This is a genomic window from Pedobacter kyonggii (genome assembly GCF_004310665.1).
Taxonomy (GTDB): domain Bacteria; phylum Bacteroidota; class Bacteroidia; order Sphingobacteriales; family Sphingobacteriaceae; genus Pedobacter; species Pedobacter kyonggii.
This window is the reverse complement of the sequence record NZ_SIXF01000008.1, coordinates 86,652-108,205: the sequence shown is the minus strand read 5'-3', so window position 1 is coordinate 108,205 and position 21,554 is coordinate 86,652. Positions and strand designations below refer to the sequence as shown.

General features: G+C 38.1%; 12 protein-coding genes. 10 read left to right on the top strand and 2 right to left on the bottom strand.

The window, feature by feature from the left end; translation table 11 throughout:
• Positions 1–198: 198 nt before the first annotated feature.
• The 10 genes from EYS08_RS10660 to EYS08_RS10615 all read left to right on the top strand — a co-directional run bounded on the left by EYS08_RS10660 (position 199) and on the right by EYS08_RS10615 (position 18,983).
• Positions 199–2,646, top strand: coding sequence for a DUF5686 and carboxypeptidase regulatory-like domain-containing protein (locus tag EYS08_RS10660; protein WP_131030027.1), 2,448 nt, complete (start codon positions 199–201; stop codon positions 2,644–2,646).
• A 181-nt stretch (positions 2,647–2,827) separates the two neighbouring features.
• The gene (gene trhO, locus EYS08_RS10655) at positions 2,828–3,763 is read left to right on the top strand and encodes an oxygen-dependent tRNA uridine(34) hydroxylase TrhO (RefSeq protein ID WP_131030026.1); all 936 of its coding nucleotides are present in this window, start codon (positions 2,828–2,830) and stop codon (positions 3,761–3,763) included.
• A gap of 416 nt (positions 3,764–4,179) precedes the next feature.
• Positions 4,180–7,062 carry a triple tyrosine motif-containing protein gene (locus EYS08_RS10650; RefSeq protein ID WP_131030025.1) on the top strand — a complete coding sequence of 961 codons (2,883 nt, stop codon included), beginning with the start codon at positions 4,180–4,182 and terminating at the stop codon, positions 7,060–7,062.
• Positions 7,063–7,441: 379 nt separating this feature from the next.
• Positions 7,442–10,453 carry a SusC/RagA family TonB-linked outer membrane protein gene (locus EYS08_RS10645; RefSeq protein WP_131030024.1) on the top strand — a complete coding sequence of 1,004 codons (3,012 nt, stop codon included), beginning with the start codon at positions 7,442–7,444 and terminating at the stop codon, positions 10,451–10,453.
• Between the two features lie 10 nt (positions 10,454–10,463).
• Entirely contained in the window at positions 10,464–11,936 is a 1,473-nt protein-coding gene (locus tag EYS08_RS10640) for a RagB/SusD family nutrient uptake outer membrane protein (RefSeq protein ID WP_131030023.1), read from the top strand.
• A gap of 66 nt (positions 11,937–12,002) precedes the next feature.
• Positions 12,003–13,376 (top strand): glucoamylase family protein, encoded by a 1,374-nt coding sequence (locus EYS08_RS10635; protein ID WP_131030022.1) that lies wholly within the window; start codon positions 12,003–12,005, stop codon positions 13,374–13,376.
• 57 nt (positions 13,377–13,433) lie between these two features.
• Positions 13,434–13,835 carry a hypothetical protein gene (locus EYS08_RS10630; RefSeq protein ID WP_131030021.1) on the top strand — a complete coding sequence of 134 codons (402 nt, stop codon included), beginning with the start codon at positions 13,434–13,436 and terminating at the stop codon, positions 13,833–13,835.
• Between the two features lie 14 nt (positions 13,836–13,849).
• The gene (locus EYS08_RS10625; RefSeq protein WP_131030020.1) at positions 13,850–15,604 is read left to right on the top strand and encodes a discoidin domain-containing protein; all 1,755 of its coding nucleotides are present in this window, start codon (positions 13,850–13,852) and stop codon (positions 15,602–15,604) included.
• Positions 15,605–15,754: 150 nt separating this feature from the next.
• Complete coding sequence (gene bglX / locus EYS08_RS10620) at positions 15,755–18,052, top strand: beta-glucosidase BglX (RefSeq protein WP_131030019.1); 2,298 nt, start codon at positions 15,755–15,757, stop codon at positions 18,050–18,052.
• A 151-nt stretch (positions 18,053–18,203) separates the two neighbouring features.
• On the top strand, positions 18,204–18,983 hold the full coding sequence (locus EYS08_RS10615) for a carboxylesterase family protein (protein WP_131030018.1): 780 nt from the start codon (positions 18,204–18,206) through the stop codon (positions 18,981–18,983).
• Between the two features lie 600 nt (positions 18,984–19,583).
• Here the strand turns inward: EYS08_RS10615 and EYS08_RS10610 are convergent.
• Positions 19,584–20,312: a YebC/PmpR family DNA-binding transcriptional regulator gene (locus tag EYS08_RS10610; RefSeq protein ID WP_131030017.1), complete on the bottom strand. Its 729-nt coding sequence runs from the start codon at positions 20,310–20,312 to the stop codon at positions 19,584–19,586.
• A 100-nt stretch (positions 20,313–20,412) separates the two neighbouring features.
• On the bottom strand, positions 20,413–21,357 hold the full coding sequence (locus EYS08_RS10605; RefSeq protein ID WP_057933983.1) for an NAD-dependent epimerase/dehydratase family protein: 945 nt from the start codon (positions 21,355–21,357) through the stop codon (positions 20,413–20,415).
• Between the last annotated feature and the right edge of the window lie 197 nt (positions 21,358–21,554).

Below are 21,554 nucleotides of genomic sequence, written 5' to 3'. Positions count from 1 at the left end.
AAAAGGCAATTTTAACAACATATTTTAGAGACAAACGTTTGATTAGTTGGCTAATGGTGATTACGTTTATATTATTCTGAAAAAAATTAATATTATCCCATTTTTTTTTCAACTTAACAAACTTTAACACATGCCTATATGTATAGTCTTAAAAGTTATTCGATATTTATAGCTTACTAAAGCTTACTAATCTAATTTATGATAAGAATTTGCGCGCTCCTGTTTTTTTGTGGCCTCACCAATTTTGTTTTTGCTCAACAATTTACCATTACAGGTATAGTTAAAGATACCAACGGACAGCCTGTTCCTTTTGCATCGGTTTATCTAAAAAACACTACTACCGGCACATCTGCAAATGTTGATGGGAGATATTCGATGAAGTTAAAAACAGGAGAATACACGCTACATTTTAGGGCAGTGGGCTATAAACAGCAAGAGCATATCATCAACCTTACCGACGATATTTCGCTCAATGTAACCCTAACATCCGAAAGTTATACCTTAGAAAATGTAAACATCAGGGCGAATGCCGAAGATCCGGCTTATGCCATTATCCGCAAAACCATTAAGCAGAGAAAAACACACCTAAATGAAGTTAAGGAATTTAGTTGTGATGTTTACATTAAAGGTGTACAACGTTTAAGGGGCGCCCCTAAAAAGTTTTTCGGTCAGGATATCCAAAAAGTTTTGGAACTCGATACCAACAGAAAAGGCATCATTTACTTATCAGAATCGCAGAGTAAGTTTAATTTCAGAAGACCTAATGAGGTACACGAAGAAATGATTTCATCAAAAGTTGCCGGAAGAAACAATGCTTTCAGTTTCAATAAAGCATCTGATCTCATTATTAACTTTTATGATAATTACCTGCTCGAAAACAAATTAAGTACCAGGGGCTTCATTTCGCCAATTGCAGACAATGCTCTATTTTACTATAAATACAAGTTGCTTGGCGAAACCAAAGAAAATGGAGAACTGATCCACAAAATCGAGGTCATCCCCCGTCGTGAAAATGACCCCGTGTTTAGGGGAATTATATACATTATTGATGGCAGCTGGAGAATTTACAATACTGATGTTTACTTAACTAAAAAATCGGGGATCAACTTTATTGATACCTTAAACATCAGCCAACAATTTACCAAGGTTAAGGAGGTTTATATGCCTACCGCCATCAATTTTCAATTCGCAGGTAATGTGTTAGGCTTTAAAATTGCAGGCTATTTTGTTGGTATTTATAGCAATTACAATACTGACCCTAAGTTTCCTAAAAACTTTTTCAATGGCGAAATATTGAAAATAACCGAAATGGTGAACAAAAAAGACTCTACCTACTGGACAAACAATAGGCCGATTCCTTTAACAGGTGACGAAAAGCTTAATTACGTTAAAAAAGATAGTATTGCTAAATTAAAGGAATCGAAAAAATATCTCGATTCGTTAGAAAAAGACAACAATAAGTTTGGCATTGGCAAATTGCTGCTTAGAGGGTATAGTGTTAACGATCGCTATGATAAGGAATATTGGTCTTTCGATCCGGTACTTAAAGCCATATTTTACAATACCGTAGAAGGTTTTGCGGTAAAATATGGGGTTACGTATAGAAAGGATTTCGAGAATAGAAGATCTTATTCTATCCGACCTGAACTGAGGTATGGTTTTGCCAACCAAAAACTTACCGGAAGTTTAACCGGAAGTTATTATTACAATCCGCTAAAAAGGGCCAGTGTAGGTGCATCGTTCGGAAATGGCATTTTTGACCTAAACAATCTGGGCTCAATGACTGCATTAGGCAATACCATTAACTCATTGCTTTACGAAAAAAACTTCTCAAAATTTTACGAGAAAAGCTTCATTAACATTAACACAACCAGGGAACTGGCAACAGGATTACAGGGAAGTGCAAGTGTAGATTATAGCAGGAATAAAAATTTAACCAATAACTCTACATTTAAGTTTATCGATGCCAAGGATAGGGAATTTACTTCGAACAATCCTTTTAGTCCAGCGGTAGAAACGCCGCTTTTTCCTACCTACAATTCGTTAAGTGCAACAGCAAGTTTAACCTATACCATTGGTCAGAAATACATTACCCGTCCGGATGGCAAGTTTTATACCGAATCTCACTTTCCTCGAATTACGGTATTATATAAAAAGGGATTTAACAACGTTTTAAATAGCGATGTTGATTACGATTTTGTAAAAGCAGAAGTTTATCAGGATAGAATTAGCTTAGGGTTATTGGGTTATAGCTCATTTTTGGTTGGGGCAGGAAAGTTTCTTAATAATGCAAAGATGTACTATCCTGATTTCAAACATTTTTCAGGTAACATTTCTACCATCTTCCCTCCTAATATAAGGAAGTTTCAATTTTTAGATTTTTATCAGTTTAGCACCAATCAGCAATACTTCGAAGCGCATTTAGAGCACAACTTTGCAGGCTTTTTCACAAATAAAGTGCCATTACTGCGTAAAGCTAAATTGGAAGAATTTATTGGGGGCGGGTATTTGTCTTCTCCAGAAAAAAGAAATTACAAAGAATTTTATTTCGGCTTCCAGCGCCTGGTATTAAGGGCCAGTTATGGCTTTGCCTACGATGGTGCCCGCAAATTAACACAAGGATTTAGAATAGCTTACACCTTATAATAAGGTTTAAGGTATAGGGTTTAAGGCGTAAGGTATACTCAGCCAATTTTAGATGTTTTCCTAAAAAGGGAAGATTCTGAAATCAGGAGTTAAATACCTTCCACCTTACCTTCTACATTTTACCTTTTTTTATTATCTTTGCCCCGCTTTAAACGCCGTTTGCAACGGTATCAATAGCGTTATGAAAAAATATCAAACACTACTTTACTATTGCTATAGTTACATAGCAGATGCAGAACAATTTGCTGCCGATCATCTTAAATTTTGTAAATCATTGGGTTTAGTTGGCCGTATTATCGTTGCTGATGAAGGTTTAAACGGCACTGTTTCTGGTACTGTTGAGGCTTGCGAAGCTTACATGAAAGCTATACATGCCGATGAAAGGTTTGCAAAAACAGAGTTTAAAATAGACAATGTTGAAGAGCCTTCGTTTCTGAAAATGCACTGCCGTTATAAATCAGAAATTGTTCATTCTGGTTTAAGAGATACCTCGATCATTAATCCAAACGAAAAAACAGGCAAACATTTAGAGCCTGTAGATTTCATGAAAATGAAAGATGATGAGGATGTAATTATTCTTGATGTGCGCTCAAATTATGAGCACAATCTTGGTAAATTTAAAAATGCATTAACACTCGATATTGAGAATTTCCGCGATTTCCCTGAACAGATTAATCAACTTGCCCAATATAAAGACAAGAAAATATTAACGTATTGTACCGGTGGAATAAAATGTGAAAAGGCATCTGCATTGCTTTTGCATCATGGCTTTAACGATGTTTACCAATTACATGGTGGCATTATTAAATATGGAAAAGAAGCGGGCGGAAAGGACTTTGAAGGCAAGTGTTATGTTTTCGACAACCGCATTGCTGTTGATGTAAATAAGGTAAACCCTACCATTGTTTCAGTTTGTTATAACTGTGGTAAAACTACCCCGAAAATGATCAACTGTGCCAATCCGGAATGTAATGAGCACATTACCCAGTGTGATGAATGTGGTGATCAGCTTCAGGGCTGTTGCTCAGCAGAATGCACTACCAATCCACGCAAGCGCCCTTACGATGGCACAGGCTATTATGTAAAGGTTCCGCAGCCGGTAGCAGTGAAAAGCTAGGTTTCGGGTTGATAATCCGTAGTTGATTGATGAGTTTCAATTCTAGGGATTATAACATCATAAGTTTTTTGGAGCGCAGCGTTATTGCAAACAACAAAGGTCCCGTCCTGCTGTACGTTTTACTTCGCCAATGAAGAATTGGCTTCGTGCCACTGCCATCAGGGCTAGTTAGCGGGTTCCGGTATTCTATCCTTAATTACTTAACTGCTTAATGTTTCTTAACGCCCCAATGCTGAAGACAATCGACCATTATAATATTGCATAAAACGATCTCTTTTAATAGGTCGATTGTTGATCATTTATCAAAAGCTTTCATCATTAAACCAATAGTCAAGAACTATAGGCCATTAACGATCGACTATTAAACAATTTTTCATTTACTTTGTGTATTAATGGCTTTACCTATTAACCATTTTATGCTAAACTATTTCCGGCTCCTATTATTATTATTATCCTGCTTCGCAATAAATATCCATGCATCAGAAATTAAAAGCATAGGCGTTCCATATATAGAAAATTATCCAAAATCTGTTTATTCGTCAGGAAACCAGAACTGGAGCATAGCAAAAGATAAAAATGGTGTGATGTACTTTGGCAATGCTGAAGGACTTTTAACTTTCGACGGCCGCCACTGGCAGAAATATCAGATGCCCAACAGGCAAATTGTTAGATCGGTCGCGACAGATGATAAAGGTAGAATTTATACCGGTAGCTTTGGTGAATTTGGCTTTTGGTCGATTAAGAGCAACAAGTTAACCTATAGCTCACTTACCAATCTTTTGCCAAAAGGAATAAAAATCAATGATGAAGTCTGGAAAATATATGTAGATCAGGATAGGGTAATCTTTCAATCCTTTTCGAAAATATTTATCTATAAAAACAACAAAATTAAGGTTGTAAAATCGCCATCATCCTTCCTGTTTCTTCATAAGGTGAACAAAAGGTACTTAATTGAAGTACTGGAAAAAGGTTTGTTCGAACTCATTGGCAACAAATTGGTTCACATCCCAAACAGTGAAAAACTTGGCAAAGAAGGAATTCTTTCTATTCTTCCTTATAAAACCAATGGTCTGATCATTGGCACAAGCAAAAACGGATTATTTACCTATGACGGAAAAGATTTTACACCGCTAAATACACCAGCAAATAGCTATCTTAAAACCTACCAACTTAACAATGGAGTAAGTTTATTGGATAAATATTTTGCTTACGGTACTATCCTTAATGGCCTGATCATTATTGATGAAAATGGAAGAGTTGTGCAGCGGATCAATAAATCGAGCGGCTTACAGAACAATACTGTTTTAAGTTTATATGCCGATAATGAACAAAATCTTTGGACGGGTCTTGACAATGGGATCGACCGTATAGAACTTAACTCTCCTTTATATTTTTATTTTGATAAAACAGGTCAGTTTGGTACTGTTTACTCCAGCATTATCTTTAATAATAAAATTTATCTTGGTACCAACCAGGGGTTATTTTATAGCGAATGGTCGCCAGACAACCTACTGCCATTCAATTTTCGGTTAATCCCTAATTCACAAGGGCAGGTATGGGAACTCGCTATTATTGATAATGAGTTGATCTGCGGACATAATAGTGGCACATTTAAAGTAAACGGTGATAAAATTGATTGGTTATCAAGATCATCTGGTGGCTGGACAATTAAAAAGCTAAACTCAAATCCGAATTACCTTGTTCAGGGCACTTATACCGGGCTTTCGCTTTTTACAGAATCTCCTGCGTCAGGCTTAAAGTTTGTTGCTAAAATTGCCGGATTTGATGCCCCTTCCAGGTATGTAGAACAGGATAATAAGGGAGATATCTGGGTAGCGCATGCTTATAAGGGACTATATAAATTAAGCTTAAGCCCTAATTATACGAGTGTAACCAGCACCAAATATTTTGACGAAAGGAACGGTCTGCCCGGCAATTACAACATCAATATATTCAATTTAGAGAACAAGATCGTTTTTTCTTCTGATGCAGGATTTTATACCTATGATGAACTAAGTGATAAATTTACCAAATACGAAGCACTCAATAAAGAGCTTGGTTCTTTTGAATCATCCAATAAAATTATCAATGCGGGCGGTAAAAAATACTGGTTTATCAATCATGGCAAAACCGCTCTGGTTAATTTTAGCGAGCCTGGCAAGGTAGAAATAGATTCAAATCAGTTTAGCATTTTAGATGGCAGGATGGTACAATATTATGAGAACATCAGTCGTATCAGTAATTCCATTTACTTAATCAGTGTGGATGATGGCTTTGTAATCTATAATCCTACGGCTCAACTGAATCTGCAGAAGCAAAAATTACCAGCCGTATTGATCAGACGGGTAGAGGATATTACCGATAAATTTTCGCTGATCAGCGAAGCTGGAAACGGTGAGGAAGCAACAGAGATTGAAAATAGCCGCAACAATATCCGTATTTCTTATGCACTACCCTATTATCGCCAAGCTAAAGTTAAATATCAGTTTTATTTAGAGGGATATTCCAAGGCCTGGTCTGATTGGAGTTATGCCACACAAAAAGATTTTACCAATTTAAGTGCTGGCAACTATGTTTTTAAAGTTAGGGCAAAAATCGATGATTCTTCAGTAAGCGGGGAAACCATTTATTCGTTTACCATTTTGCGCCCGTGGTATCTAAATAATTGGGCCATTCTGTGTTATGTTGTTTTATTTGTGGTAGTGTTGATTCTGGGCAAGAAAATCTACGAAAGAAAATTACAGCGGGATAGCCAAAAAATTAGCGACCGCTTACAGGCCGAGCAAGAAGAGATCCTGAAGCAGGAAACAGAGATTAACGAAAAGCAGATCATCAAGTTGCAAACAGAGAAATTACAAGCCGAATTAGCCTCTAAAAACAGAGAACTGGCCAACTCAGCCATGAGCTTGGTTTATAAAAACGAACTGCTCCAAAAGCTGAGTGATGAGATCACCAAATTAAAAGACGAAAACGGAAAAAAGCTTTCTGATGATCAAACACGTAAAATCCAGAAAGTAATCAATGATGGTATGAATGATGAGCGTGACTGGCATTTGTTTGAAAATAGCTTTAACGAAGCACATGAAAGTTTCTTTAAAAAATTAAAAGCACAACATCCAGATCTTGTTCCGAACGATTTAAAGCTTTGTGCTTACCTCAGAATGAATATGAGCAGCAAAGAAATGTCTTCGCTATTGAACATTAGTTTAAGAGGAGTTGAGATACGAAGATACCGTTTGCGTAAAAAGCTCGAAGTACCTCACGACAAGAACCTAACTGAGTTTTTGATGGAGCTTTAAATTATTAAACCCTCCTTTTCAAAATATTTCAACTTACCGCTATAAAACCGGAGGCAAATAGTTTCAGGAACGATTGCATAAAAACCGGATTTTACGGCTCTTTTCTTCTCCAAGTCAAAATAGACACTACATCATTACCTCTCATAGTTGCTTTCTGATCCCCACAAAACACTTAGTGTTATTTTTACACTTATTGATGTGTTAATATGATGTTAAAATCCAAAAAACTGTGTTTTTAGCCTTAAATGGCATTTGGTTTATTTTATAATTAAACCAAATGGCTTTTCATGATGTATTAATGTAGAGGTAAAAACACTTGCACATCAGCAAAAACAACCTCACATTTAACTAACAATTAAACTAAATTTATAATTAAGGCATGAAAAGAATCTTTACAAGAATTTCTGTTCTCGCTGCATTTTGTTTGCTAACAATTAACGTAGCATTAGCGCAAAACATTACCGTAAAAGGTAAAGTAATTGATGGAGGTGATAAGACACCTTTACCGGGCGTAACTATCTTAATTAAAGGAACACAAAATGGCGCGCAAACAGATGAGAACGGCAACTACTCCATTAGCGTGCCGGCCAACGCCACATTAGTATTTAACTTTGTAGGCTATACAGCACTTGAGCAGGCTGTAAACAATCAAACTACTCTTAATGTATCATTAGCTTCATCAACACAACAATTGGAACAGGTTGTGGTTGTGGGTTATGGTACCCAAAGAAAAATCGATGTTACTGGGTCAGTCGGAACTGTAAAAGGAGAAGATATTTCAAAACAGGCATCTGTAAACCCAGTAAGTGCATTACAGGGAAAAGTTGCTGGTGTATCTATTACCAATAATGGCACCCCAGGTTCTTCTCCTCAAATTACTATACGTGGTACAAGTACGATCTATGGAAAAACTGGGCCACTATATGTAGTGGATGGTGTTTGGTATGATGACATTAACTTTTTAAATCCAGCAGATATTGCGAACATCAGTATTTTAAAAGATGCGTCTTCACAATCAATTTATGGTATCCGTGCCGCAAATGGTGTTGTTCTGGTAACCACTGTAAAAGGTAAAAAAGGAACAGCAGTGATTAATTATAACGGGTCTGTTGGTATTCAAACAGTAACTAATCAGGTTGAAATGGCAAATGCAAGTGAATATGCAACTGCGGTAAATGAAGCTTACAGCCTTCAAACCCCGCCTGTAGCACCTTTATTTGCTAATACAAATTTAGGTGCCGGAACTGATTGGTATAATCAGGTGCTTAGAAGTGCGGCTGTTACAAATCACCAGTTATCTATAAGCGGGGGTTCAGAAAAGTCGACGTACAATTTCTCTTTGGGTTATCTTGATCAGGATGGAATTGTTAAAAACAATAATTATAAACGGTATACTGCAAGGTTGGCTAATGATTTCCAAATTTTTGAGCCATTAAAAATCGGCTATAATGTTGCAGGAACATATAGTAAGTCAAAAGATGCACCTACAACTATTTTCAGGGGTATGTATGCGGCATCGCCAGTTGTACCTGTATTTAATCCAGATGGCAGTTATGGCGATCCAAATGCCTTTAATTTAGGAAATGGAAGCAATATGAATCCTCAGGCTACACTCGATTTCTTTAATCAAAACACTACCAAATATAAAATTAACGGTAATGTATATGCAGAATTAAAATTCCTCAAAAACTTTACCTTCAAAACAAGTATTGGCGGAGATTTCGGACAGGAAGAAGTAAGAGGTTATGTACCAAAATACAAGGCTACTAACACTCAGTTGAGCACTATAAGTAAACTTGATATAGACCGGATTGAGAATAGAAACTGGCTTGTTGAGAATACCTTAACCTTTGATAAACGATGGAGCGATCATAGTTTAACAATCTTAGCAGGCCAAACCGCTCAGCGAAATAAAATGTATACCATCAATGCTGATGCACAAAATGTACCTTACACCTCTGAAGGAGATTTATATTTGGCTTTAGGTGACGCTGCAGCCAGGAGTATTATCGATAAAGGAGAACTCAGTACCTTCTCATCGTATTTTGCAAGGGTTAACTATGGTTATAAAAATAAATATTTATTAAATGCTTCCATCAGAAGAGACGGTGCATCTCAATTCTTTGGATCTGATAACGTTTGGGGAAATTTCCCTTCAATCGGAGCAGGCTGGGTAATCAGCAACGAAGAATTCATGAAAAATCAGAACATCTTTAGCAACTTGAAATTGAGAGGGAGCTGGGGTAAAGTTGGTAATGCAGGAGTTCCATTCAATCCATCAACCCAAACGGTTGACCAATCTGCAGCCCTAATCGCAATTTTTGGAGGTATTCCCTACACAGGTGCTAGTATTAGAAGCATTGTTCCACCGACTTTATTTTGGGAAAGAAGTGCAGGAACGGACATCGGTTTGGAAATGGGCTTCTTTAAAAACAGATTAAATGTTGAGTTAGACTATTATAACAGAAAAACAGAACAGGCGATATTTGATATCCCGGTTTTAGGAAGTTTAGGAACCGCAAACAGTTCTCTTATTGCGAATCAGGCAGATATCCAAAATCGTGGTTTTGAGTTTTTAGCTACATGGGCTGATAAAACATCTGGTGGGTTAACTTATTCAATCAGTGGAAACTTAGGAATAAACAATAACAAAGTATTAAACGTTACATCGGGTGCTAACCCTATTTACAAAGGTGGCGCAGGCTTAACCAGTGGATATCTTTCTACGAGAACTGTTAACAACAGACCTATTGGAGAATTCTATGGCTATCAGGTTGCTGGTATATTCCAAACGGATGCAGAGGCCGCAGCATGGCCTGGATTTAAAAAGGGTGATTTTAAGTACGCAGACATTAATGGCGACGGAACTATCGACTTAAGAGATAGAGTTGTTCTTGGTAATCCAAATCCTAAATTCACTTATGGGTTAAATACCAACTTCGCTTACAAAAACTTCGATTTAACCCTTGATATACAAGGCGTTGCTGATGTAGATGTATTTAATGCAAACCTGAGCAGCAGATTTGGCAATGAAAACTTCACCAAAGATTTCTTTGATCACCGTTGGACAGGTCCGGGTACTTCAAATACTTATCCTTCGGCAGATTTAGCTGGTGGACTTAACAATGCGCCGAACTCATTTTATGTAGAAAAAGGCGATTATATCAGATTGAGAAATATCCAGCTCGGTTATAGTTTACCATCAGCAATTGTTAATAAATGGAAAATGCAACGTTTAAGGGTATTCTTAAACGCACAAAATGCAGTTAACATTTTTGGATACAAAGGATTTAGTCCAGAGGTAGGTGGAACACCAACGAATGCAGGTATTGACACCAATGTATATCCTTTGTTTGCCACTTATAACTTTGGAGTTAACGTAACTTTCTAATCGACTTAAAATGAAAAAATATATAAATACACGATCATTTTTTGCTGCTGCTGCATTTAGTGCAGTACTTTTAACTGCATCATGCAAAAAAGATTTTCTAAATGTTCCACCTCAGGCTCAGCAGCCATCAGTAACCTTTTGGAAAACTCCTGAAGATGCTTTAAAAGGTGTAAATGCCATTTATGCCAACTTACGCAGCTGGAACAACGTTGCTTTTAATACAATTGTTATCGAAAGCACTGGCTCTGATGAGGCAGACAAAGGAAGTACACCTACCGATGCTACTTTCTTTAATCTTTACGATCAATTTACTGTAACTGCTACTCATGGGTCGTTACAGGATTTTTGGACAGGCCAATACCAGAATATAAACCTTTGCAACCAGGTTCTTGATAATATTCCAAATATTACCATGGATGAGACATTGAGAAACAGATATCTGGCAGAAGCTAAATTTATAAGAGCATATTCTTATTTCAGATTGGTTCGTGCCTATGGCAACGTGGTATTAAGGTTACATGTACCTAAAGACAATAGCGAATACAATCTGCCACAATCAGATAAAGCTGCAGTTTATGCCCAAATAGAAAAAGATCTAAACGAAGCTGCAACAGCTCTACCTCAATCATACGGTGCTGCAGATTTAGGCAGAGCAACTAAAGGTGCGGCAATTGGACTGCATGCTAAAGTAGCTATGTATCAAAACAAATGGGCAGATGTTCTTTCATTAACTAATCAGGTAATGACTATGGGATATGATTTATTCCCTGACTTCGAAAAAGGTTTTAGAACTCAGAATGAAAATAACATTGAATCGTTATTCGAGGTACAGGCAGAGTTAGTTCCTGGAAATGCCGATGCTTCTAATTCGCAGTACAGCCAAGTTCAAGGTGTAGCCGGCATTATGGGCTGGGGCTTTAACACACCATCAGAGGCATTAGCTAATGCTTTTGAGGCAGGAGACCCACGCAAGGATGCTACAATATTGTTTAAAGGCGAAACCACTCCACAGGGCGATTTAATTCCTACTACTGTACCAAATGAAAGATACAATCAAAAATCTTATGTACCTTTCGCAATGCGGGTATCTGGATTTAACGAAGGTGCTCAGCAGAACTTTAGGGTATTAAGATTTGCTGATGTTCTTTTAATGAATGCAGAAGCTGCCAACGAGCAAGGTAATACTTCACAAGCATTAACTTCACTAAATAGGGTTCGTGCACGTGCAAGAGGTGGAAATATCAACATTCTTCCAGATGTTACCACTACGGATAAAACTACTTTACGGAATGCGATCTGGAAAGAAAGACAAGTAGAGCTTGCAATGGAAAATGATCGTTACTTCGATGTTATCCGTCAAGGAAGAGGTTTAGCTGTTTTTGGCCCTAAAGGCTGGAAAGCAAATAAAAATGAAGTTTGGCCAATTCCTCAGAACGAAATTGAACTAAGTGGAAATCTGCTAAAACAAAATCCAGGTTACTAAAATTTAAATCTTTTAATAAAGGTTGTCGGTTAATACTGACAACCTTTCTTTCCTTTGTTCCGTGCTATGTTGAAAACCGACCCAAAGAAAATTACACTTATACTGGTAGCCACGCTTTACACCTTTTTGCTTGTTAGCGCTTGTACAAAAAATAAAAACGGCAAGTATAATCCCGATCTCACCATTAAAAAAAATCTTTCCGATATCGAATTATTGGATCTCGTGCAAAAACAGACCTTCCAATATTTTTGGGATGGAGCTGAACCAACATCGGGTGCTGGTAGAGAACGGTTTCATGTGGATAACGTGTACCCGGAAAATGATAAGAACACCGTGGCTACAGGCGCTACTGGCTTTGGTTTGATGGCTATTTTAAGTGGGATTGACAGGGGGTATGTGACGAAAAATGAAGGATTAGATCGTTTAAATAAAATATTGGATTTCCTATCCAAAGCCGATCGTTTTCATGGCGCATGGCCGCATTGGATTAATGGCGAAACAGCTAAAGTACGTCCTTTCGGGCAAAAAGATAACGGAGGCGATCTAGTAGAAACTTCTTTTGTGGCTCAGGCCTTAATCTGCATTAACGAATATTATAAAAATGGAACCGATAATGAAAAATCATTAGCTAAAAAAGCTGATGAACTTTGGAAAGGAATCGATTTCAACTGGTACCGTAACGGACAAAACGTATTGTACTGGCATTGGTCGCCAGAATATAAATGGGAAATGAACTTTCCGGTAAAAGGTTATAACGAATGTTTGATCATGTATGTAATGGCCGCTTCATCTCCTACGCATGGTGTTCCTGCAGCGGTTTATCATGAGGGCTGGGCAAGAAACGGGCAGATTAAAACTAATTTCAACTTTTATGGTCATCCTTTTACACTTGATTATCAAGGTCAGAAAAATTCAGTAGGTCCATTATTTTGGGCACACTATTCTTATTTGGGTTTAAACCCGAAAGGATTGAAAGACCGCTATGCCGATTATTGGGAAAACAATGTAAACCATACCCTTGCCATACACGATTACTGTGTAGCCAACCCTAAGAAATTTAAAGGTTATGGCGAAAATAACTGGGGCTTAACAGCCAGTTATTCGGTAAAAGGTTATGCAGCACATAACCCTCAGGAAGATTTTGGCGTAATCTCTCCTACCGCAGCTATATCATCAATCCCATACACGCCAAAAGAATCGATGAAAGTAATCAGACATCTTTATGAGGACCTTGGCGATAAAATTTGGGGCAAATATGGCTTTTATGATGCCTTTTCAGAGCAGGACAACTGGTATCCGAAAAGATATTTAGGAATTGATCAGGGTCCAATGGTGGTGATGATTGAAAATTACCGCTCAGGTTTACTCTGGAAACTATTTATGAGGAACAAAGATGTTCAAAATGGATTAAAGAAATTGGATTTCGAGTCTAAGCCATAGTATCAATGGTATATAAATGTTTAGCCATCATATATTTCAAATTAAATCTACAGAACCATGAAAAGAGTAATTTTAATATTAACAGCAGTGATAGGATTTGTAATCCTAAATTCAAGCTTTACGACAATATCAAGCGCTAAACATAAAATCACAAAAGCAAAATTTGCTAATATCGATGTAACGGCTACAAATTCTACCAACGATGGTGTATATGTTAGACTTGAAAATAATACCAGTGGTGGTGTTTATTCCTTCTTTATCCCGCCAAACTCCCCAAGCGGAACAGTAATTGGGCAAATACCAGAAAACGGAGACATTTACACTGTAAAATTAACTTCAACAGGTGGCCCACACGATATGTGGGTTTACTGGGAGCATCAATCGAACGTCACCGGACTAAGCGTTAGCGGAATGGCAATTGGCTGTTCGAGCTGTGCACGAATAAACATTTTTAATTAATCCCCATAAGAATAATGGCTAAACATTTATTCAAAATATTTTTAATTTCATTGCTGTTCTGCAGTACTTATGCCGCTTACGCTCAGCAAAAAACCTATTGCAACCCAATCAATGTAGATTATGGCTATACACCATTCGAATCTTTTACCGAATGGGGGAAACACCGTGCCACTGCCGATCCCGTGATTGTAAATTATAAAGGAGATTTCTATCTTTTCAGCACCAACCAATGGGGTTATTGGCATAGTGCCGATATGCTGAACTGGAAATTCCACGAAAGAAAATTTCTCCGCCCATGGAACAAAACAAAAGATGAACTCTGTGCACCAGGTGTAGGCATTATCGGCGATACGATGGTCGTTTTCGGGAGTACTTATACTAAAAATTTCACCCTATGGGGCAGTACCGACCCAAAAGGAAACAAATGGTTCCCACTGGTCGATTCTTTAGAAATTGGTGGCTGGGATCCATCCTTTTTTACCGATGATGATGGCAAGTTTTACATGTACAACGGAAGCAGTAATAACTATCCCATGTATGGAGTAGAATTAGACCGCAAAACTTTTAAACCTAAAGGCACCCGCACACCAATGTACCTGCTTGAAAGCTGGAGATATGGCTGGCAGCGTTTTGGCGAATATATGGACAATACATTTCTTGATCCGTTTGCCGAAGGTGCCTGGATGACCAAACATAATGGCAAATATTACTTTCAATACGGCGCACCAGGGACCGAGTTTAGCGGTTATTCTGACGGAGTAGTTGTTGGAACCAAAGCTCTGTTTTACGATAGTCCATCCACCGCGCAATCTGATCCTTTAAGTTATAAAGGCGGTGGATTTTCGCGGGGTGCAGGGCATGGCGCAACCTTTCAGGATAACAGCAAAAATTACTGGCACATTTCTACGAGCATTATCTGTGTAAAAAATACCTGGGAGCGCAGAATGGGTATCTGGCCAACCGGTTTTGATAAAGACGATGTGATGTGGACCAATACTGCCTTTGGAGATTATCCACTCTATTTACCTTCCGAAAGAAAAGAAGGTGGTCCGGCAGGTCCAGGTTGGATGCTAATTAACTATAAAAAACCCGTTACTGTTTCTTCAACTTTAGGAAGCTTTAATGCCAATAATGCTGTTGATGAAAGCATTAAAACTTATTGGAGTGCCAAAACCGCTAATAATGGAGAATGGATCCAAACCGATCTGGGCAGTCTGGCAACGGTTAATGCCATTCAGATTAATTATGCTGATCAGGATGCCGAATTTATTGGTAAACAGATCGGAATTTATCATCAATATAAGATTTTATCATCAACTGATGGTAAAAAATGGACTATCCTGGTTGATAAAAGCCAGAACAAAAACGATGTGCCGCACGATTATATCGAACTGCAGAAACCGGTAAAAACCAGGTTCATCAAAATGGTAAACACCCACATGCCTACCGGAAAATTTGCCATTAGCGGCTTACGTGTCTTCGGCAATGGAAATGGAAAAAAACCAACAAAGGTTAAAAATCTGATTGTATTGAGAACGGAAAAAGATAAACGCAGCGCCTACATCAAATGGGAGCCTGTTGATAATGCATTTGCCTATAATCTTTACTACGGTACCGCGCCAGATAAGCTATACAACTGCATTATGATCCACGATTTTAACGAATACTGGTTCAAAGCAATGGACAGTCAAAAAGCCTATTACTTTACCATTGAAGCAATAAATGAGAATGGTGTATCCGTAAAAACCGATGTGGAAAAAGTTGAATAATAAAATTATAGCTCACACTCGCTTGTAACGAGTGTGAAAATAACCAATCGCTTTTAGCGATTAATGTTAAAACACGATAAAATAGTAAAGCTATTTAGGCACTCGTTGGAAACGAGCGCCAGCTAATAAAAAGAATAAATCACACATATAATGAAGAGAGCGAATATCCTGGTTGTTTTTTTAACCCTGTTTGTACTGAACGGATCGGCACAAACAAAAAAAACTGTTTCGGCAGCAGATGCAAAGATGAATACCTTCATCAGCAAGCTAATGGCGAAAATGACCGTTGATGAAAAGATTGGTCAGCTGAACCTGCCAAGTTCAGGCGATATCACTACCGGACAGGCTAACAGCAGCGACATTTCTAAAAAAATCAGAGATGGACAAGTTGGTGGTTTATTTAACATTAAAGGAGTAGATAAGATAAAAGCTGTTCAAAAGATTGCAGTAGAAAACAGTCGAATGAAAATTCCTTTGCTATTTGGAATGGATGTGATCCACGGTTATAATACTGTTTTCCCTATTCCTTTGGGAATGAGTTGCGTTTGGGATATGGCAACAGTACAAAAATCGGCAAGGGTTGCTGCAATAGAAGCTAGTGCAAGTGGTATCAACTGGACCTTCTCTCCTATGGTTGATATTTCAAGAGACCCACGTTGGGGCCGCATCTCGGAAGGAAGCGGAGAGGATGCTTATTTAGGGTCGCAGATTGCTGCAGCCATGGTGAAAGGTTATCAAGGTAAACTTCAGGCGAATAATGAAATTTTAGCCTGTGTAAAGCACTATGCACTTTATGGCGCTGCTGAAGCGGGAAGAGATTATAATACCACCGATATGAGCAAAGTACGCATGTACAACGAGTATTTCCCACCATACAAAGCCGCAGTTGACGCTGGGGCTGCCAGCATAATGGCTTCTTTTAACGAAGTTGATGGTATCCCTGCAACCGGAAGCAAATGGTTAATGACCGATGTTTTACGTCACCAATGGGGTTTTAAAGGGTTCGTGGTAACTGATTATACAGGTATTCCTGAAATGATTGCACATGGTATGGGCGATTTACAAACTGTTTCTGCCCTGGCTTTAAATGCAGGTATTGATATGGATATGGTGGGCGAAGGCTTTTTAGGTACTTTAAAAAAATCATTGGCTGAGAAAAAAGTTGGCATGGCACAAATAGATAGGGCCTGCCGATTAGTGCTTCAGGCAAAATATAAATTGGGTTTATTTGCTGATCCTTATAAATTCTGTAATGCAGAAAGAGCAGAAAAAGAGGTTTTTAGTCCGGCTAACCGTCAGGTTGCACGCGAAATCGCAACTGAAAGCTTTGTGTTACTAAAAAATAACAATAATATACTTCCATTAAAAAAATCAGGTACTATTGGCTTAATCGGTCCATTGGCAGATAATACCGCCAATATGTATGGTACCTGGAGTGTTGCTGCCCTTTTTGATAAATCAGTAACCGTACTTCAAGGTTTGAAAAATGTTTTGGGTGATAAAGCGAAAATTTTAACCGCACGTGGCGCTAATTTTTTAGCAGATTCTGCGATGGAGCAACGCTATGTAAACATCCACAACCCTACCTACAAACGCGATCCACGAACCGAAGCTGAAATGATCAAGGAAGCGCTGGACGTTGCTAAAAAATCAGATGTTATTGTGGCTACCATTGGCGAAGGCTCTGAATTTACAGGCGAAAGCAGCAGTGTAACCGATATACAGATTCCTGAAACACAGAAAAACCTTTTAAAAGCTTTGGCTAAAACAGGCAAACCAGTAGTATTGGTGCTGTTTACAGGCCGTCCATTGGCATTGAATTGGGAACAGCAAAATATCCCAGCAATTTTAAATGTTTGGTTTCCGGGCAGTGAAGCAGGAAATGCAATTGCTGATGTACTTTTTGGCGATGTTAATCCTTCAGGTAAATTGAGTGCAACCTTCCCTCAAAATGTAGGTCAGGTACCTTTGTATTATGCACACAAAAACACCGGAAGACCGTTGGCAGAGGGTAAATGGTTCGAAAAATTCCGTTCCAATTATTTAGATGTAAGCAACGATCCTTTATATCCATTCGGTTTTGGCCTGAGCTATACCACATTTAATTACAGCGATATTAAATTGAGTTCAAACACCTTAACCAAAGGACAAACGATCACCGCATCGGTTACGCTAAGCAATACGGGTAAATATGATGGCAAAGAGGTTGTTCAATTGTACATCCAGGATCTTGTGGGAAGCATTACCCGTCCGGTTAAAGAGCTAAAAGGTTTTCAAAAAATTAATTTAAAAGCCGGAGAAAGTAAAATCATCACTTTCAATATTTCTGAAAACGACCTTAAGTTTTATAATGCTGACTTAAAATTCGTAGCAGAGCCGGGTGATTTTAAAGTATTTGTAGGTACAAACTCACGTGATGTAAAAGAATCATCTTTTACACTGAAATAAAGACAATTAGGTTTGGTTATGAACCCTGTGCTATTGTAAAATAGCCAGGGTTTTCTATTTTTGTTAAATGAAACCGTCATAATTTATCAAAACACACCTTGAAATAACAAATCATGATAGTTTCATCAACTTTAAAAATAATATAAAACAGATGAAAAAGATTATTCTAACCATTTGCATTCTTTTTTCTGTACTCTTTTTAAACGCTCAAGACTTAAAAAAATACGACAGGGGAAGCTATATCAAAGGAAAAGATTCTATTTACTACAGAATCCTGTTTCCTGAGAATTTTAATCCCGACCAAAAATATCCGATCATATTTTTTCTGCATGGAAGCGGAGAAAGAGGTAACGATAATGCCAGTCAACTGGTACATGGAGGAAAATTGTTTTTAAAAAACGAGGTACGCAAAAATTTCCCTGCTATTATTGTTTTCCCACAGTGCCCATCAAACGATTTTTGGGCAAATGCCAATTTTGAGAAAGATGCCAAAGGTAAAAGGAAAATCAGTTTTGTGGAAGGCGGCAAACCAACCAAAATAATGCATGCGCTCCAAGGCATGGTTAAAAACTTCCTTAATAAACCTTATATAAACAAAGAGCAGGTGTATGTGGGCGGTTTATCAATGGGGGCAATGGGTACTTATGAGCTGTTAAGAAGGGAACGCCGCAAATTTGCCGCTGCCATTGCCATCTGTGGTGGCGATAACACCAATAACATTAAAAAATATCAAAAAATACCGCTTTGGATTTTTCATGGCGCAAAAGATGATGTAGTTGATCCGGCTTTTTCGATTGCCATTGCCGAACGTTTGAAAACCGTTGGTGATGAAGTGAAGTTTACCCTTTACCCAAATGCTAACCACAATAGCTGGGACAGCGCCTTTGCAGAGCCAGAGTTATTGTCGTGGTTGTTTTCACATAAGAAATAGTAGAACGGTCCGTCATAATGAACTTGTTTCAGTATCTATCTGGCAAGACACTGAAATAAATTACCTTCGGTGAGCTCGCTTAAAGCTCGGTTTACTGCATAGCTTTCCGCTGCGCTACAGGTCAAGGTGACGATCAGGAGTAAAAGAATTAGAAAAGCAGGGTTCGGTATCTTATCAGTTCCGAAAGCCCTGCCATGCGCTTTACTCACCCCGATTGAAAACCTGTGAAACAAGCAAGCACACAATAGAACAATAAAAACAGTGCTTAAATCGGGACTCGTGCCCGCTGCTGTCCCTTAGGTTTAATTTACCTGGGTTAACCTATTAACCTAGACCCGACAAAATGGAAAGCCCGGATACCAATTCTTCATCGGAAGAGGATTTGAAATGATGGCGGGACCGCTGTAACCGATAAGCACAGATTTTGCTCTTCAAAAACAAAAACCATAAAAAAGCTCACATCTCGTCTTAGCGAGACCTAAGACGAGAGGATCTATCCGGAATGACCCTGAAATAAATTCAGGGTGACGACCGCCAATTATAAACAAAAAAGGTCCTGACAATAAATCAGGACCTTTTCTATATATATTCTAATTGATATTATTCCGCCATGTTATGGTAAACCGCCTGCACATCATCATCTTCCTCCAACTTATCGATCAATTTCAAAACATCAGCTGCCTGCTCTTCAGTTACCTCATGGTGAGATAAAGCAATACGCTCTAATTTTGAACTCTTTAACTCTATGCCTTTTTCTTCTAAAGCTTTTTGTAAAGATCCAAAGTTTTCGAAAGCACCTTGAGCAACAGCGATATCGTTGCCTTCTTCATCAGCCTCTACGTATAATTCTTCTAAACCAGCATCAATTAGTTCAAATTCTAACTCTTCTAAGTCTAAACCTTCAGTTGGTACAAAACGGAAAACAGATTTGCGGTTAAAAACAAAATCTAACGATCCGGTTTTACCCAAAGAACCATCGGTTTTGTTAAAATAACTTCGAACGTTTGCTACGGTACGGTTGGTATTATCAGTAGCTGTTTCAATTAAAACGGCAACACCGTGTGGTGCATAACCTTCGTATACAATTTCCTCGTAATTGGCCATCGATTTATCAGAAGCACGTTTAATTGCCGCCTCTACCCTATCTTTTGGCATATTTACTGCTTTTGCATTTTGCATAGCCGTACGTAAACGCGAGTTGGTTTCTGGATGAGGTCCAGATTCCTTAACCGCCATTACAATATCTTTACCAATACGCGTAAACTGAACCGCCATTTTGGCCCAACGCTTAAATTTTCTCTCTTTTCTAAATTCGAATGCTCTTCCCATTTTTTTAGCAACGGTTGGTTAACTGTTTAATTGTTTGAACCGGTTAACTTTAATACGTAACGATTTAAACAATTAACCAATTTAACGGTTAACCTAAACCCTATTTTTTTAAATTATTTAACATATCAATTGTCAGTTTCGATAAATCGAACTCTGGTTTCCACCCCCAATCTTTTGCAGCATAGTTATCGTCGATAGAACGTGGCCAGCTATTTGCAATTTGCTGACGGGGATCATTAGCGGCGTAAGATAATGTAAAATCTGGAATATGTTTTCTGATTTCGGCTGCTAAAACTTCAGGTGTAAAACTTACCCCACCAAAATTATAGCTGCTACGTACTGAAATCTGATCTGCTGGTGCATCCATTAGTTCGATGGTTCCACGGATGGCATCATCCATATACATCATTGGCAGTTCAGTTTCTGCATTTAAGAAACTCTGGTAACTGCCTTTTTTCAATGCATCGTGAAAAATATGGATCGCATAATCTGTTGTGCCACCACCCGGGGCAGCTTTCCAGCTGATTAATCCCGGATAACGGATACTCCGTACATCTAATCCGTATTTTTGGTTATAATATTCGCACCAGCGCTCACCTGCCAGTTTACTGATTCCATAAACTGTATTCGGATCCATTACACAATATTGCGAGGTATTATCTTTTGGCGAATTCGGCCCGAATACAGCAATAGAACTTGGCCAATATACCTTTGCCGTTTTATATTCTAAAGCTAAATCTAAAACATTCAGCAAGCCGTTCATATTTAAATCCCAGGCTAATTTTGGATTCTGCTCACCTGTAGCCGATAATAAAGCCGCTAAAAGGTAAACCTGTGTTGGTTTGTATTTATGAAAAATGCCATTGATCATTTCTTTATCAAGTACATTCACAAATTCAAACGGTGCAGAGTTTTTGATGTCGTAATCTGGTCTGCGAATATCGCATGCAACCACATGATCATCACCATATATTTTACGTAACATGGTTACCAACTCGGTACCAATTTGCCCGTTAGAGCCTAAAACAACAATTTTTTCTTGCATAATTTTTTTGAGATTGAGCAAAGGTAAAAAAATGAGATAAAAGGCGATAAAATATTTATACTTAGTGTATCCTTGAGGGGCTAACCGCATAAGTTTAATGGCCCGATTGTTTAACTGCCAACTGTAAATTGCGCACTGAAAACTGTTAACTGATATATGCCCAGTCTTATCACCTTTCCACAATGAAACAAGCTTGA